The 16,283-nt window shown below is 45.7% G+C and carries 17 protein-coding genes; 9 read left to right on the plus strand and 8 right to left on the minus strand.

Annotated features, from left to right (window positions below):
- Positions 1-37: 37 nt before the first annotated feature.
- The 3 genes from Q8J82_RS10545 to Q8J82_RS10555 are packed head-to-tail and all read right to left on the minus strand — an operon-like array spanning position 38 to position 3,111.
- Positions 38-589 carry an NADP oxidoreductase gene (locus tag Q8J82_RS10545; protein ID WP_305328273.1) on the minus strand — a complete coding sequence of 184 codons (552 nt, stop codon included), beginning with the start codon at positions 587-589 and terminating at the stop codon, positions 38-40.
- A 1-nt stretch (position 590) separates the two neighbouring features.
- Positions 591-1,316, minus strand: coding sequence for a 2Fe-2S iron-sulfur cluster-binding protein (locus Q8J82_RS10550; RefSeq protein WP_305328274.1), 726 nt, complete (start codon positions 1,314-1,316; stop codon positions 591-593).
- Positions 1,303-3,111 (minus strand): NAD(P)H-dependent oxidoreductase subunit E, encoded by a 1,809-nt coding sequence (locus Q8J82_RS10555; RefSeq protein WP_305328275.1) that lies wholly within the window; start codon positions 3,109-3,111, stop codon positions 1,303-1,305. Before Q8J82_RS10555 ends, Q8J82_RS10550 begins: the two co-directional genes overlap by 14 nt.
- Positions 3,112-3,327: 216 nt before the next feature.
- Between Q8J82_RS10555 and Q8J82_RS10560 the strand changes: the two genes are divergently transcribed.
- From Q8J82_RS10560 to Q8J82_RS10600, 9 genes are all read left to right on the plus strand, one after another.
- Positions 3,328-3,915 (plus strand): HupE/UreJ family protein, encoded by a 588-nt coding sequence (locus Q8J82_RS10560; RefSeq protein WP_305328276.1) that lies wholly within the window; start codon positions 3,328-3,330, stop codon positions 3,913-3,915.
- Positions 3,915-4,259 carry a hydrogenase maturation nickel metallochaperone HypA gene (gene hypA, locus Q8J82_RS10565; protein ID WP_305328277.1) on the plus strand — a complete coding sequence of 115 codons (345 nt, stop codon included), beginning with the start codon at positions 3,915-3,917 and terminating at the stop codon, positions 4,257-4,259. Before Q8J82_RS10560 ends, hypA begins: the two co-directional genes overlap by 1 nt.
- 49 nt (positions 4,260-4,308) lie before the next feature.
- Positions 4,309-5,145: a hydrogenase nickel incorporation protein HypB gene (gene hypB / locus Q8J82_RS10570; RefSeq protein ID WP_305328324.1), complete on the plus strand. Its 837-nt coding sequence runs from the start codon at positions 4,309-4,311 to the stop codon at positions 5,143-5,145.
- The gene (locus tag Q8J82_RS10575) at positions 5,106-6,281 is read left to right on the plus strand and encodes a carbamoyltransferase HypF (RefSeq protein ID WP_305328325.1); all 1,176 of its coding nucleotides are present in this window, start codon (positions 5,106-5,108) and stop codon (positions 6,279-6,281) included. Before hypB ends, Q8J82_RS10575 begins: the two co-directional genes overlap by 40 nt.
- Before the next feature lie 9 nt (positions 6,282-6,290).
- A complete protein-coding gene (locus Q8J82_RS10580; RefSeq protein ID WP_305328278.1) occupies positions 6,291-6,512 on the plus strand; it encodes a HypC/HybG/HupF family hydrogenase formation chaperone in 222 nt (73 codons plus the stop codon).
- A complete protein-coding gene (hypD, locus tag Q8J82_RS10585; protein ID WP_305328279.1) occupies positions 6,509-7,651 on the plus strand; it encodes a hydrogenase formation protein HypD in 1,143 nt (380 codons plus the stop codon). The genes Q8J82_RS10580 and hypD overlap by 4 nt, the downstream gene beginning before the upstream one ends.
- Entirely contained in the window at positions 7,648-8,703 is a 1,056-nt protein-coding gene (gene hypE / locus Q8J82_RS10590) for a hydrogenase expression/formation protein HypE (RefSeq protein ID WP_305328280.1), read from the plus strand. Before hypD ends, hypE begins: the two co-directional genes overlap by 4 nt.
- A 294-nt stretch (positions 8,704-8,997) precedes the next feature.
- Complete coding sequence (locus Q8J82_RS10595; RefSeq protein ID WP_304908013.1) at positions 8,998-11,151, plus strand: YgiQ family radical SAM protein; 2,154 nt, start codon at positions 8,998-9,000, stop codon at positions 11,149-11,151.
- A 62-nt stretch (positions 11,152-11,213) separates the two neighbouring features.
- Complete coding sequence (locus tag Q8J82_RS10600; RefSeq protein WP_305328281.1) at positions 11,214-12,080, plus strand: TraB/GumN family protein; 867 nt, start codon at positions 11,214-11,216, stop codon at positions 12,078-12,080.
- A 16-nt stretch (positions 12,081-12,096) separates the two neighbouring features.
- On the opposite strand, the gene Q8J82_RS10605 is transcribed toward Q8J82_RS10600, so the two are convergent.
- The 5 genes from Q8J82_RS10605 to Q8J82_RS10625 form a co-directional block, all read right to left on the minus strand.
- A complete protein-coding gene (locus tag Q8J82_RS10605; RefSeq protein WP_305326849.1) occupies positions 12,097-12,666 on the minus strand; it encodes a lipocalin family protein in 570 nt (189 codons plus the stop codon).
- A 158-nt stretch (positions 12,667-12,824) separates the two neighbouring features.
- Positions 12,825-13,229, minus strand: a complete 405-nt coding sequence (locus Q8J82_RS10610) for a hypothetical protein (RefSeq protein ID WP_305328282.1) — start codon at positions 13,227-13,229, stop codon at positions 12,825-12,827.
- A gap of 153 nt (positions 13,230-13,382) precedes the next feature.
- Positions 13,383-14,099: a pseudouridine synthase gene (locus Q8J82_RS10615; RefSeq protein WP_305326851.1), complete on the minus strand. Its 717-nt coding sequence runs from the start codon at positions 14,097-14,099 to the stop codon at positions 13,383-13,385.
- 159 nt (positions 14,100-14,258) lie between these two features.
- Positions 14,259-14,948: an aquaporin Z gene (gene aqpZ, locus Q8J82_RS10620; protein ID WP_304892222.1), complete on the minus strand. Its 690-nt coding sequence runs from the start codon at positions 14,946-14,948 to the stop codon at positions 14,259-14,261.
- A gap of 81 nt (positions 14,949-15,029) precedes the next feature.
- Positions 15,030-16,211, minus strand: a complete 1,182-nt coding sequence (locus Q8J82_RS10625; RefSeq protein ID WP_305328283.1) for an extracellular solute-binding protein — start codon at positions 16,209-16,211, stop codon at positions 15,030-15,032.
- Positions 16,212-16,283 lie beyond the last annotated feature (72 nt).

The following is a 16,283-nucleotide window of genomic DNA, read 5'->3' on the forward strand; positions in this document are numbered from 1 at the left end:
CATTGCCATTTTATTGGTGTGCATACGGCAGACTTTGTTAATCGAATTGCATAAGGCCATGACTAAGGTCTGGTTCACGTCCGGCAATCAAGTCAGTGAGCACTTTCCAAATGGCTTCACCAGATGGCGGACAGCCTGGAATAAAGTAATCAATTTTGACTACCTCGTGAATAGGATGAACTTGATTTAGCGGTAAAGGTAGCTCTGGGTCGTTAGGAATAAAGCCGCCAACCAGACCGTGCTGTGTATGATAGATTTCTGTTAATACGGTAGCAATTGAAAGATGATTGCGTTGTGCGGGCAAGCCGCCGTTAATGGCGCATGCACCTACCGCGACCAGTGTCTTGCAATTGGCGCGGAACTCACGCAGAACATGCACGTTTTCTGCATTACACAAACCGCCTTCAATCAGGCCAATGTCGCATGGCCCGCAATGCTTGATGTCTGTGAACGGTGAGCGGTCAAATTCTGCAAGCTCTATCAAGTCGAACAGGCGTTCGTCGATGTCGAGAAAGGACATGTGACAGCCAAAACAGCCAGCCAGACTTGTTGTCGCTATCTTTAGTTTTGGTTTAACAGGCACTTGCATCTTAATTATCTTTCAAAGCCGGATGAGGTGTGAAACTGATAGGATGTTCATCGAAGCTACGCTGCCCGATGGGCACGGCAAATCCAACACGTTTTTTGATAATTACCCCAACAGGACAAACATGGGCGGCTTTGTCGTCACCGCTGAAATTGGTATCAGCAAGTCTGCCGGATTCAGCATTGACGATTAAGCGCGTTTTGATTCCGCGGCCTGCTAAGGAGAATACATCCTTACCATCGACATCGCTGCTGGCGCGTACACATAGCGAGCACAAAATGCAGCGGTTGAAATCAAGCAGATATTCCGGATGTGAGGCGTCGACTGGTCGGTCAGGGAAAAAGTGATCAAAATGCGATGACATCATATTCATTTCGTAAGCCGTGGCCTGTAATTGGCAATCGCCGCTTTTTTCGCAGGATGGGCAGAAATGATTGCCTTCAACAAACAGCATTTGCAGTAACGCTAGTCGTTCACCGTTGATTTGTGGCGTGTTGCTTTCAACCACCATGCCAGCCTGCGGTTGTTGGGTACATGAAGCGGTCTGTCTGCCGTTGGCGCTAACCGTACAAATCTTGCATGAGCCGTGCGGTTTAAACTCTGGGTTAAAGCACAGGTGTGGAATATATTCGCCAGCAGCCATCGCCGCCTGAATAATGGTCTGCTCTTCAGTAAAGGGGATGGTTTTTCCATCAAGCAGAAAAGTGTAGGTATCCTTATTTTGAAACATTGGTACGCTCCAAATGTGCGCCTGCATCATCGCGCCCAGTCATTTGGCGCGCCTGTGAGAGGTCGTAATCAAGATCGAAGGCAGGAATAAATTCTTTATGGATTAATTGCTTGTCATAGGCAGGGCGAAACTTGGCGATGGTGTCCAGCACGGGGTTGCATGCAGAGTGGCCCAAACCGCAATGGCTGGTTGATAGCAACAGCACGTTGAGCTTTTCGATTTCGGCGAAATCATAGGGTGAGCCATGACCCTGCGCTAATTTATCCATCATATTGGCTAATAAAGACGTGCCAACACGGCAGGGTGTGCAGAAGCCGCAACTTTCATGCTTAAAGAAATGTACAAAGTTGCGCGCCACTTCGAACATGTCGCGACTATAATCAAACACCATAAACGCGCCCGCAGTGGGCAGATCATCAAAGCCTATGCGGCGGTCGAATTCATTAGCTGCGACACAAATGCCTGATGGTCCGCTGATTTGAACGGCCTGCGTATTTTGTGCGCCACAGTCTGCGAGCACCTGTGCAACGGTGACACCGAAAGGATATTCATACAAACCCGGGCGCACACAATCGCCTGACACAGAGAGTATTTTTGTGCCAGCAGAAGTGTCAGTGCCGATATTTGCGTACCACGCTCCGCCATGCAAGCCAATCAAGCTTGCGCAGGCAAATGTTTCAACATTATTAACCACCGTAGGTTGGTTAAGATAACCGCTGGTGACGGGAAACGGCGGGCGATTACGCGGTGTGCCGCGCTTGCCTTCCAGTGACTCAATTAAGGCGGATTCTTCACCGCAGATATATGCTCCAGCGCCCAGATGAATTTCAATATCGAAGTTAAAACCCGCATGGCCGAGAATGTTGTTGCCTAGCTGCGATTGCTGGCGGCGGTGGTGCAAAACAGCCTGTAAATGGTCGAGTAAGTATCGGTACTCGCCACGTAGATACAGAAAGCCTTTTTTTGCGCCAATGACGTGGGCACAAATGGTCATGCCTTCAAACACCATGTCGGCATAACTTGTTAGTAAAACACGGTCTTTAAATGTGCCGGGTTCGCCTTCGTCGGCATTGCACACAACATAATGTTGTTCGCCAGTAGCGGAACGACAAAATTCCCATTTTGAAGCCGTTGAAAACCCTGCGCCACCGCGACCACGCAGTTTAGACGTTTTGATTTCTTGTAAAGTTTCCAGTGCACTGTGTCGCAACGATTTTGCAAGCGCTGAACCAGCTTTAAAATTGCTATCCAGCAAGATGTCTTTTTTGCAGATATGATCTTCAATGGCAAAAAACTCTGGCGGCCAATCAGACAAAGGTATGTGCTCGCGAATCAGTTCACATATAGCACTTACGCGTTCCTTAGTAAGCTGGTTGATGACAATGTTGTTGACAAGAATCGCAGGGCCCTGGTCGCACATGCCCGTGCATGAGGTGGTATTGATGCTCACTAATCCATCTTCTGAAACCTTGCCTGCTTCAACCCATAGTTCTTTGCACATACTTTCCATTAACTGCATATTTCCCAGCATACGATCAGTGATGTTGTCGGAAAACAACACACGATACTCACCTTGCGGCTGCAGATAGAGTAGTGAATAAAAGCTGGCTACACCTTCAATCTGGGATCGTGCCAGTTGTAATTGTTGAGCCATATAATCAATGGCATCAGCGTGAATATATCCATAATACTCCTGCGCTTCACGAAGTATTTGCAGCAAATGATGCGCATTATACTGGTAGCGGCTGAGTATAGGGTCTAAATACTCGGCATGTTTGTGCATGTGACTCAACATCAGAACTCTTCCAAATGATAGCAGCAAGCTTTGCAAAACAGACGTTGTGTCGATAATGAAATCAACACAAAATGGTCATGTTACTGGGTTACCATTACAGTGTAATTACAATATTTAAGCTACATACTGCAAAGCTAAACCCTATATAATTATAGGCGTGATTAGCTGGACTGATGTTTAAGAATTTAAATTATTATTAGGATAATAATGCGGTCAATGATGCGAAATTTTAATATAAAATTTCCCCTGCTTGTGCTGGTTTTATTGCCAGGTTTAGCTTACGCCCATGTTGGTGTAGAACACGTCAGCGGCTGGCTGGCTGGCATTCAGCATCCATTTTCAGGCTTGGATCACCTCTGCGCTATGGTTGCCGTCGGCTTGTGGGCCAGGCAAACGGGTGGTCGTACCCTGTGGGCATTACCTTTGACCTTTGTTAGTGTAATGGCTTTAGGCGGGGTGCTTGGCATGATGGCAATCTCACTGCCTTTTATTGAAGGTGGCATTCTCTTGTCATTGCTTATTTTAGGATTTTTAGTTGCATTTTCCATTCAGCTCCCTTTAATCGCCAGTGCTGCCATCGTTGGCATGTTCGCGCTATTTCACGGCTATGCACATGGTGCTGAAATGCCGCACAGCATTTCAGGCTTGGTTTACGCTTTAGGCTTTATGCTTGCTACACTAATATTACATGTGATGGGTATCGCAACAGCAAGCGGACTGGTTAAAATTGGCCGCCCGCAATGGTTACGCTTGACTGGAGCTTTAATTACCATGTTTGGCGGTACGCTCTATTTTGTGGGTTGATGATGCACGAAATGTCGCTGGCCGAGAATGTCCTGCAAATTATAGAGGAATCGGCACGCACACAAAATTTTCAGCGTGTTCGTATCGTGGTATTAGAAATAGGTAAATTGTCTGCTGTTGAGCCTGATGCGATGCGCTTTTGTTTTGATGCAGTGATGCGTGGTACGCTGGCTGAAGGTGCAGAGTTGCAACTCATTGAAACGCCGGGATTAGCCGTATGTTTGGCATGTGGCACAGAAGTGGAAATGCAGGAACAATATGGGTTATGCCAGAATTGTGCTAGTCCGCGTTTGAAAATTACGGCTGGTGATCAAGTGCGGGTTAAAGATCTGGCTGTAGTGTAATAATCATGACTTACGATTTGATGAGTTTGGCTAACAATGAGGATTAATGATGTGTGCCACTTGCGGATGCGGTAGTTTGAATGTGCTGATAGGCGGCAGGCGGCCTGTGCGTGGGCAAAGCCGTGGTAATGTCGCCTTTCGTTCGCCAAAAGCAAGTATCGATGTCAGTAGCGCTGAGCATGAGCATTTGCAACTTACTGAGCAGGCGGTAGATGCGGTGCAGTCGCGTGTAATTCAAGTCGAGCGCGATCTTTTTGCTAAAAATGATGCCTTAGCAAGCAATAACCGTGATTTTTTTGCTGCCAAGCACATCCTTGCCCTGAACTTGCTTTCCAGCCCAGGATCGGGAAAAACCACTTTACTGGTTCGTACCCTCAATGCACTAAAAGCAGTGCAGGCTATCGCCGTGATTGAGGGTGATCAGCAGACTGACAACGATGCAGAGCGCATCCGTGCGACAGGTGTAGATGCGATTCAAATTAACACAGGCAAAGGCTGTCATCTAGATGCCAGCATGGTAGGACACGCACTAAAACAGCTTGATCTCCAGCAGTGGACGTTGCTGTTTATTGAAAATGTCGGCAATTTAGTCTGCCCCGCAGCTTTTGACTTAGGAGAAGCGGCTAAAGTTGTGGTGCTGTCGGTCACTGAAGGTGAGGATAAGCCGCTTAAATATCCGGATATGTTCCGTGCTGCACGTCTTATGCTACTCAATAAATGTGATCTACTTCCGTATTTGAATTTTGATATTGCACAAGTCATTGCTAACGCGCAGCGTGTGAACCCTGACATTGAGATTATTCAATTGTCAGCGACCAATGGAGAGGGCATGTATGCGTGGCTGGCATGGATTGCGAATGCACAGCATGCTCTTGCTTTGAAGTGACACAGCCTTGTATTGCCCAGCTGATTTGTTTGCCGCGTGCCGCCCCGCCTGTGCTGGCTATGGGGGCATGGTTCAATAATGCGCTTTGCATGGCTAATGGGTGTGATGCTTATATCAGCTTCGGAGTTGGCCATCTTGATAACCCTGATGCATGCCGTGCGCATGAAAAAATTGCGCGGCAATTGTTAGTTCAATTAAATGAAAAGCCGCGCGCTATTGCGCATGACCTGCACCCTGATTTTTATTCTAGCCGTTTTGCAGTGCAACTGGCAGATGAGTTAAACGTTCCGCTCATTGCTGTACAGCATCATCATGCTCACATTGCCGCAATATGCGCAGAGCATCGGTTTGATGAACCTGTACTGGGTCTGGCGTTAGATGGCGTTGGTTTAGGGACAGATGGTGCTGCGTGGGGCGGTGAACTGTTATGTGTCAATGGGTCAGATTTTCAACGCATCGGGCATTTGCATTTATTGCCTTTAGCCGGAGGCGACCGCGCTGCACAGGAGCCATGGCGAATGGCTGCGGCAGTGCTGCATGAAATAGGGCGTAATGATGCGATTACATCACGTTTTGCTGCCAAGCCAGCAGCTGCAACTGTTGCATTTATGTTGCAGCGAAACTTTAACTGCCCGCGCACCTCAAGCATGGGTCGCGTGTTCGATGCTGCTGCCAGCTTGCTTGGTTTATGTCAGGAGATAGATTTTGACGCACAGGCTGCTATCGCCGTAGAGCAGGCGGCTACACGTTATATCAACACGTACGGCTGGCCCCCAGCTTTGCCAAATGGTTGGAAAATCACACCAGAAGGTGTACTAAATCTGTTGCCCACACTGGTATACTTAACCGATGAGTTAGATGCTGAACGCGGTGCGGCGGTTTTTCATGTGACCTTGATTGCAGCGCTTTCCCAATGGCTGCAGCAGGCGTCTCAGCACACAGGTATCAGCACGGTGGCTTTTGGCGGCGGCTGTTTCTTTAATCGGTTGCTGTCGACGCAGTTGTCTGCACAATGCCAAGCGATTGGCCTGACTGTGCTGACCGCTCAGGCAATTCAGCCCGGGGATAGCGCAATTGCGTTAGGGCAGGCATGGATAGCTGCGCAAGTTGTTTTATTAAAAAACGAATTGTTTTAAAGGAATCCTATGTGTCTTGCCATTCCTGCATGTGTGGTTGAATTACTGCCTGATGACATGGCGCGAATCGAGCTCGGTGGTGTGCGTAAAGAAATATCACTTTCTCTGGTTGAAGGGGTTAAGGTGGGGGATTACGTAATTGTACATGTAGGGTATGCATTGCAATTGCTGGGTACGGAGGAGGCTGCGCAGACCTTGGCTTTATTTGCAGAATTGGCTAGCCAGACATGAAATATGTGGATGAATTTCGCGATGGTGTACTCGCCAGGAATCTAGCAGAGAGTATTACACAGCAAGCTCAAACTGGCCGCACTTATCGTTTTATGGAATTTTGCGGCGGCCATACGCATGCGCTGTCACGCTATGGATTGCTGGACATATTGCCCGCTAATATCCGGATGATTCACGGCCCTGGTTGCCCTGTGTGCGTTTTGCCTATCGGGCGTGTCGATTTGGCAATTCGATTGGCGTTAACGCATGACGTGATTTTATGCAGCTACGGCGATTGTTTGCGCGTACCCGCATCTGACCAGATGTCATTGCTCAAAGCTAAAGCGCGTGGCGCTGATGTGCGCATGATTTACTCCGCGCTGGATGCACTTAATATTGCGATAAACATCCCGGAGCGGCAAGTGGTATTTTTTTCTATAGGTTTTGAAACGACAACGCCACCCACTGCCAGTATTATTCTTCAGGCGCGTGCTGCTGGACTGAAGAATTTTTCCGTATTGTGCAATCATGTGCTGACATTGCCGGCGATGAAGGCGATGTTGACACAACCCAGTGCTTTACCTTTAGATGGCATAGTTGGCCCTGCACACGTTTCCACGGTGATAGGCAGTCAGCCTTATCAGGCTATTGCAACGCGCTTTAAAATGCCAATAGTCATTTCCGGCTTCGAGCCGCTGGATCTATTGCAGGGTATTCTCATGTTGCTTCGGCAAGCGAATGAAGGGCGCGCTGAAGTAGAAAACGAATTTACGCGTGCAGTTACGCCAACAGGCAATCGTAAGGCACAAATGCTGGTAGAAGAAGTATTTGAAGTGCGTGACACATTTGAATGGCGCGGTTTGGGTTCATTATCTGCCTCTGGCCTGCAAATACGTCCTAATTTTAGAGATTTTGATGCCGAAGTGCGCTACCCTGACTTAGTTTATAGCAGCGTGCCAGATCATAAAGCATGTGAATGTGGCGCTATTTTGCGCGGAGAAAAACGTCCGCAAGATTGCAAGATATTTGGCACGGTGTGTACGCCAGATAATCCCATTGGTTCCTGCATGGTTTCTTCCGAAGGCGCCTGTGCAGCGCATTATACCTATGGGCGTTTTTCCGAAATTAAACCTAGTTTTGAATTGATTGCAGCCTCATGAGTAAAGCAGCATCAATTTATATTCGCCCGCTTGACCTGAAAAATGGACGTATCGATATGAGCCACGGCAGTGGCGGACGTGCATCGGCACAGCTTATCGAAACCATGTTTGCTGCAGCATTTGACAATGAATATTTGCGCCAAGGTAACGATGCTGCTGTGTTGCCGTCGCCACCCCCAGGTAGCCATTTGGTGATGTCTACAGATGCACATGTGGTGTCGCCGCTATTTTTCCCTGGGGGTAACATTGGCAGCCTGTCGGTACATGGTACGGTGAATGATCTTGCAATGATGGGGGCTTGCCCGTTATGGCTCTCGGCTAGTTTTATACTGGAAGAAGGCTTTCCTTTGAGCGATTTGCTGCGCATTGTGAATTCGATGGCACAGGCAGCAAAAACTGCAGGTGTTGCGATTGTGACTGGCGACACTAAAGTTGTTGAGCGCGGCAAAGGAGATGGCGTGTACATTTCCACCACAGGTGTCGGTTATGCGCATCCGTCCAAATTCCCCGCCGGCAACCGGGCGCGTGACGGCGATGTGATTTTGCTTTCAGGCACTATTGGTGACCACGGCATGGCGATTATGTCCCAACGAGAAGGTCTGCAATTTGAGTCAGCGATTGAATCTGATAGCGCTGCACTGCATGAACTGGTGGCAGCTATGCTAACTACAGGTGCCGACGTTCGTGTCCTGCGCGACCCAACGCGCGGCGGTTTAGCCACCACGCTGAATGAAATAGCCCGTCAATCAGGCGTAGGCATGATATTACAGGAAGACCGTATTCCGATACATCCGCAGGTTGCAGCGGCGTGCGAGTTTTTAGGGTTAGACCCACTTTATGTCGCCAATGAGGGTAAGCTGGTGGCGATTTGTGCAGAAGCCGATGTGGAAAAACTGCTTACCGTGATGCGAGCTCACCCCTTGGCACGATCTGCCGCGAAGATAGGTGCGGTAATTGTGGACGATGCTTGTTTCGTACAAATGAAAACCAAGCTTGGCGGCAGGCGTATGGTAGATTGGCTCAGTGGAGATCAATTACCAAGAATTTGTTAAAGCTTGTCTATAAAGGTATCCATTAGCATTGATATACAAAAGACTTACATGCATATAACCTTGACCCGAAAAATATCTTTTTAGGCATTCTTACAATTTTCCTGTAAGGGCATTAACTCCGACTTTATTAAGTTTCTATCGCTATTAGTAATTAACAGATTAGGAGTAGTCTTGTTATAAGTGTGGTTTTTATTGTTAAAATTTTGTAAAAAATATCTTCTTAATCATGCAATTAGCGCGTAAAATGCGCGAACTTCATATTTTGTAATAAATGCCTTGGAACAATACTTAACCATGTTAGCAAAGCCTATCAACAGCTATCGCCCGTATTGGGCGAAGCGGTTTGGTGCTGCGCCAGTTTTACCGATGTCGCGCGCTGAAATGGATGCGCTTGGATGGGATAGTTGCGACATTATTTTGATTTCAGGTGATGCTTATATTGACCACCCTAGTTTTGGTGTGGCACTAGTTGGGCGCTTGCTTGAAGCGCAAGGTTTTCGCGTAGGGATTATTGCCCAGCCAGATTGGCAGAATGCCAGCGCTTTTAAGGCGCTAGGCAAGCCTAACCTCTATTTTGGCGTGACCGCAGGTAATATGGATAGTATGGTGAATCGTTATACTGCGGATAGAAAAATTCGTAGCGATGATGCTTACACTCCTGATGCAGCGCCTAATAAACGACCAGACCGCGCAGTGCTGGTGTATAGCCAGCGTTGCCGTGAGGCATATTCTGATGTGCCATTGGTGATAGGCAGTATTGAAGCGAGTTTGCGCCGTATCGCGCATTATGATTATTGGTCAGACAAAGTCCGTCGCAGTATTTTGGTCGATTCTAAAGCGGACATTTTGCTATACGGCAATGCCGAGCGTGCTTTGGTTGAGTTTAGTCACAGACTCGCCAAGGGTGAAAAAGTAGCCGATATTCAGGACGTTCGCGGTACGGCTTTTTTGCGTAAGCGAATTCCAGAAGGCTGGAGTGAGATTGAAAGTACCAAGCTTGATCGCCCAGGTGTGGTTGATAAACCTGTTGATCCTTACGAAATGAAAATGGGCAAGGCTGATGCCAGCTGCGCGACGGATGACAGTAAGCCGAAAATAGAGTTGCCAGAAGGCACAAAAGCGATTGAAATAGTACCCAATGCCAGATTAAAAGCACCCAAAGCCGATAGAACTAAGCAGGTGGTGCGCTTGCCTGACTATGAAGCGGTTGCACAGAACCCTGTTTTATATGCCCATGCTTCACGGGTGCTGCACCTGGAAGCCAACCCTGGCAATGCACGCGCATTGGTGCAAAAGCATGGTGATAGAGAGGTTTGGCTTAATCCGCCGCCAATCCCGCTCACCACCAAAGAGATGGATTATGTGTACGATATGCCGTATGCACGTAAGCCGCACCCAGCCTATAAAGATGCCAAAATACCAGCGTGGGAGATGATACGCTTCAGTGTGAATATCATGCGCGGTTGCTTTGGAGGCTGTACGTTTTGCAGTATTACCGAGCATGAAGGCCGAATCATCCAAAGCCGCAGTGAAGCTTCAATCTTGAAAGAAGTAGAAGAAATTCGCGATAAAGTTGAAGGCTTTACCGGTGTGATTTCTGACCTTGGTGGCCCCACAGCCAATATGTACCGCATCGCATGCAAGAGCGAGGCGATTGAAAAATCCTGCCGAAAAATGAGTTGTGTATATCCGGACATATGTGAAAACCTGAATACCGACCACAGTGCATTAATTCAACTTTACCGTAAAGCGCGTGCGATTAAAGGCGTAAAAAAAATCTTAATCGGCAGTGGTGTACGTTATGACCTTGCCGTGAAGTCCCCAGAATACGTTAAAGAGCTGGTGCAACATCACGTCGGTGGTTACCTCAAAATAGCGCCTGAACACTCTGAGGAAAACGTACTCAGCAAAATGATGAAGCCAGGCATGGATGCATATGATGAATTCAAAGCTATGTTTGAAAAGTTTAGTGCTGAAGCGGGTAAAAAGCAGTATCTGATTCCCTATTTTATTGCGGCCCACCCTGGCACTACCGATAATGATATGTTGAATTTGGCGTTATGGCTCAAAAAGTATGACTTTAAATTAGACCAGGTACAAACCTTTACGCCTACGCCTATGGCAATGGCTACTGCCATGTATCATTCGGGTAAAAATCCATTGCGTAAAGTCACGGCAGATTCAGAAAATGTGCCAATCCCAAAAGCAGGAAATGTGCGCAAGTTGCACAAGGCGTTTATTCGCTATCACGACCCCAATAACTGGCCTATGCTACGTGAGGCTTTGAAAAAAATGGGTCGTGAAGACTTAATTGGAAATGGTAAACAGCATTTGATTCCTGCTTGGCAACCGCTTTCAAGTAAACCAATTACCACTGTACGTGGTGAACAATTAGAGCGAACTATTCGACCTAGGCGCGTGTCAGAAAACAAACGTAAATACTCCTAAGTATTTTAAATACGGGAGTGTTTACATTGATTTATTTACGCTTACCTATCTAAGGGTCAACCATGTCTATTAGTCTGCAAAAACCATTTAAAAACTTAATTGCATTTTGCTTTTTAGTCACTTTCTGTGCTTCTGTTTTTGCTGAACAGGGCTTGTTCTGGAAAGCAGAATCGCCTGCAAGTAAAGATATCTATCTATTTGGTACCATGCATACCGATGATAATCGAATCACTGATTTTTCGCCCACGGTCATTAATGCCATAAAGTCGGTGGATGCCTTTATGATGGAAACGCTGTCGCCGAATGACCCAAGTGTATTTATGATGCCCGACGGAGACTTAACAACCCTGCTGACGGAAAAAGAATTAGATCAGGTATATGCGCTTGCTGAGTTTCATGTCATGCATCGAGAAGCTGCAACGCATATGAAACCATGGTTGTTAGCTGTAGTGTTTGATTCACCTAAGCCTTTAACCCCGTTTGCGCAAGATAATTTACTCATGACAAAAGCGGAGGAATCGGCCAAAGAAGTGATTGGTATTGAGGATACGAAAGAGCATTTTGGTTTGATGGATGACTTTAGCCGCGATGAACAGCTCACCATGTTGCGCGCTGTATTAAAGCGTACACCAGCGCAAAAAGAACGAGATTTTGAGTTGCTGATAAATGCTTATTTAGCAGGTGATAGTAACAAGGTAGCGGCACTGGATGAAAAAATTACCGGCGGCATGCTACCACCAGCGTTATGGCAAAAAATGCGTGTGAGTTTATTGGATAAGCGCAATATTGTCATGGCAGAACGTATTGTTGACGAAGCCAAAAACAAAAAAGTATTTGTAGCTGTTGGCGCTTCTCACCTGGCGGGTGACGGCGGATTGATTGCCAGGTTAAATGCCGCTGGATATACGTTAAGCCCTGTTGCAAAATGATGATGTTGAATCACTTTTAATTGACGTGCGGCCCAACTTTGTAATGAATGATTTCAGAAGTCTGCTGAACATGGATTAACTTGTCCGTGTCGAAGCCAAGTTCTTTGGCTTGGGCAATCAAGTGTTGTTTAATTGGGTAGGTAAGCTGTGGTGTGCGTGAAAGTATCCACAAATATGATTTATCAGGACCACAAATCATTACGTAATTATAGTAAGGCTTGTCTAACTCAATAATATTGTAAGCCCCATAAAATGGCCCAAAAAACGATACTTTGAGTTTTCCGGTATTAGTTTTATCGGCGTTTGGCGGGTCAATAAAATAAGCTTTGCCTTCAGCTTCTTTCCATTCATTGGTTTTGGCATTAAAGCCGCGATTGATGACTTTAATGCCGCCATCATCGCGCAGACTGTAAGTTGCGGTTACATTTTCTAAATCCCGTTCAAATGAATGGTCAAGCCGCGCGATTTCATACCAAGTGCCTAGATATTGGCTGGCATCGACACTTTTGACGACATTTACATTGTCTGGTACACCCATGCACGAGCTGAGTAAAAAAACAAAAGCGAGTAAAAAAGTGTTTTTCATTAATCCAATCCTACACATTAATTTAAATGTACGCGAGCGTGTGACTTTACAAAAGACGATGATGGTTGCAATTTTTCACTTAGGGTTAACATAGCCTTATGACAAAACCTAGATATAATTCTCAAGTCCAATTTATATGTCAAATTCATTCTTATCTGTCAGTTTGATTGAAGTGTCAGCTTGATTAAAGCTGCAACGACTATCACCAATACAAAAATAAGCCCTGAAACCCAACGCAGCCGAATTCGGTTAGCTTCAACCCGTTTGATTAACTCGGTGTTTTGCATAGCTAAAGCCTGAATTAATTCAGATGAGGTTAACATTTGTTTTTGTAGTTCAGAAAGAGTAACGTCAAAAGCGTTAAGCTTTACCAGAAGCTTGGAAATAATTTCAGCGTCTGTCGATGCGCCCGGGGGAATCTCAAATGGCGATGTGTTTTCAACAGGCGACTTTTTTGTGACGGTATTCCAAAGTTTTTTCGCACCATCAGCAATCGCCGGAGCTTTTGATATTACCTCTTTCCAAGGTACTGCGCTTAGTAAGGAAATCCAGCCTACAGCCATAGAGTAGCCTTTCGAAATAAATAAAATACATCTGCAATATATGCTTACTTTTTAGAGTTTATCTTGAACTTTGCGCAAATAGATTGATTTCTACGTTAAGGGCGCTAATTAACGATACTCAATTTTCAGTTAGTTTAACGCAAGAAAGCATAATTATTTTGGGCTAAGTTTTTTCATATCATCTGCAGTCAGCCAACACCATTTGCCCACGGCCAAGTTATCAGGTAGTTTTAGCTCGCCAATTTGAATACGTTTTAAGCCTTCAACGCGGTTGCTAATTGCGGCAACCATACGTTTTACTTGATGATATTTTCCTTCTGCAAGCGTCATGTGAATTACATACTCGTTGATTCGTGTGCAGGCCAGCGCGGCGATGGGTGCATTTTCATCGATCAATTGCACACCTTTTAAAACATGTGCGATTTGTTCATCACTGACAGGGTGTTTACAGGTGACTTCGTAGACTTTTGGCACCTTGTGTTTGGGTGAACTCATGCGATGGATAAACTGTCCGTCATCTGAAATTAGAATCAAACCAGTAGTATCTTCGTCCAGGCGGCCAATACACTGCACGTCTCGAACAACCAGCGGGTGGGGTAACAGGCTATAAATGGTAGGGTGATGCTGGGTTTTGTGCGAACACTCGTAATTGCTGGGCTTATGCAGCATTAAGTAGGATTTTTCACGGTAATCCCACGGTTCGCCTTTTACCGTGTAATGCAGGTTTTCTAGGTCAAAAGTTGCATCAGGGTCGTCACACATAGTGCCATTAACAGTGATTTCTTCGTTTAGAATCATGATGCGGCATTGCTTACGTGTACCAAAGCCTTGGTTGCTGATAATGCGTTCTATATTGAGTTTTTTAGCCATGACGATATTATAACTATAGAAATAACAACGCCCACATTTTGTGGGCGTTTTGTTTTTGGTAGGAGTAGTATTTTCGCGGATTTATCCGGAATTGGCAATGATGAACATTGCGCGAACACTTTCGCGAGCGCAGACCGCCCCTGCATTAACAGTAAGCTTTTAATCTTCTTTACTTACAAAATTATATATCAGTGCACCAATCACCGCGCCTACAATTGGTGCCAGCCAAAATAGCCAAAGTTGATCTAAAGCAATGCCGCCTTCAAGTAATGCCGGGCCAGTACTGCGTGCCGGGTTCACTGATGTGTTGGTGACAGGAATGCTGATCATGTGAATGAGTGCGAGTGTAAAGCCAATTGCAATTGGTGCCAGGCCGGCTGGCGCACGTTTATCTGTCGCGCCCATAATAATGAATAGAAACATTGCAGTCATCGCTACTTCTGTTATTAAAGCGGCAATCATGCTGTAATGGTGTGGTGAATGCTCGCCAAAGCCGTTAGACGCTAAGCCGCCTGCGTAACCCTCCATGCCGCTTGCAATAGTGCGTATAAGTAAAGCGGCTAATATTGCGCCCAGCACTTGGGCGATAATATAGTGTGGCAATTCAGTGGCTTTAAAACGTCCGCCAGCCACTAGGCCTATAGAAACAGCAGGGTTAAGGTGGCAACCTGAAATATGGCCGATTGCATAAGCCATGGTCACTACCGTTAAGCCAAAGGCAAACGAAACACCTAGATAACCCAAACCTAAATCCGGAATGCCAGCCGCTAATACCGCGCTGCCACAGCCACCTAATACCAACCAAAAAGTACCGATTAATTCTGCTACTGAACGTTTAGTTAATGACATAAGACCCCCTGTTAAAATGTTGACGTTATGAAAAATACTTAAAAAATTACTGCTATTCTAGTTACTAATAAAGACATGCACTTACTTTTGTTTCTGTTTTTTTACTGGCTTCTCTTTTTTTATCGGTTCTTTGATTTTAAGTGGCGGAATTAACTTGCCTGCCTTAAATGCTGCAAAATACTCCTGCATAATCGCACGCGTTTTATCGTCAACGATACCAGGTGCAGTTAATCTGCCAATATTGTCGCTAGATAAGAAGATGGACTGGTCGTCTCTAAGATTAGCCTTTACAAATTTCAAGGCTGCTTTATTGGGGTTAGCATAATTTGTCGCATTAGTTATGCCTGCATGCACTTCGGCTTTCAGGATGTAATTGATGAATTTATGCGCGTTATCTGGATGGGCCGCATCAACAGGAATCGCCATCGTATCTAAAAATAGTGTAGCGCCAGACTTAGGCATGGTTGCCACTATATATTGATTGGTATTTTCTTCTTTTGCGAGCTTTCGAGCCTGATTAATGTCGCCTGCCCAAGATATGGATATGCACACTGACCCACTGGCCAACGCTTTGATTGATTGTGAAGCTGGTATGAAATGCTGGATATCTGGTTTCACTTTTACCAGCATTTCAAATGCTTGTCTGTAATCTTCCTCATTTTGACTAAATGCAGGTTTGCCTAGGTGCTGCAAGGCGAGTGGAAATATCTCGTCAGGCGCATCTAAATATGCAATGCCGCATGATTTAAGTTTCGAGGTGTAAACCGGGTTAAATACTAGCTCCCACAAGTTATCTGGAATGGTTGTATTACCTAATGCTTTAATCACTTTGTTTGTGTTGATGCCAATGCTGGTGTAGCCCCATAACCAGCCAGCCAAATAATTATTGCCAGGGTCAGCACTTTCTAATTTCGTCAGAATGCCAGTGTCGAGGTTTTTCCAGTTAGGCAGTTTAGATTTATCCAGCTTTTGAAATGCACCTTTTTCAATTTCAAGTTTTGCCCAGTTTGATGACGGAACTACAATGTCGTAGCCAGTTTTTTTGGTAAGTAACTTTGCGTACAAGCTTTCATTGCTCTCATAGGTATCATAGCGCACTTTAATACCTGTTTCTTTTTCAAAATTGGCAATGGTGTCAGGTGCTATGTAGTCCGTCCAATTGTAAACATTGAGGACTTTTGCTTCATCTGCATAGCACGTTGAACCCATGCCAATAAGAGCGCCAAGCAGTGCTTGTAAAATAGTTTTTTTGTATGTGTTCATATCACTTTAACAATTTTTATTCTAATTTTTCGTTTTAATTATTAGCAAAGTATAATTGTTCTCATGAGTTAA

Source organism: Methylotenera sp. (genome assembly GCF_030684185.1).
Taxonomy (GTDB): domain Bacteria; phylum Pseudomonadota; class Gammaproteobacteria; order Burkholderiales; family Methylophilaceae; genus Methylotenera.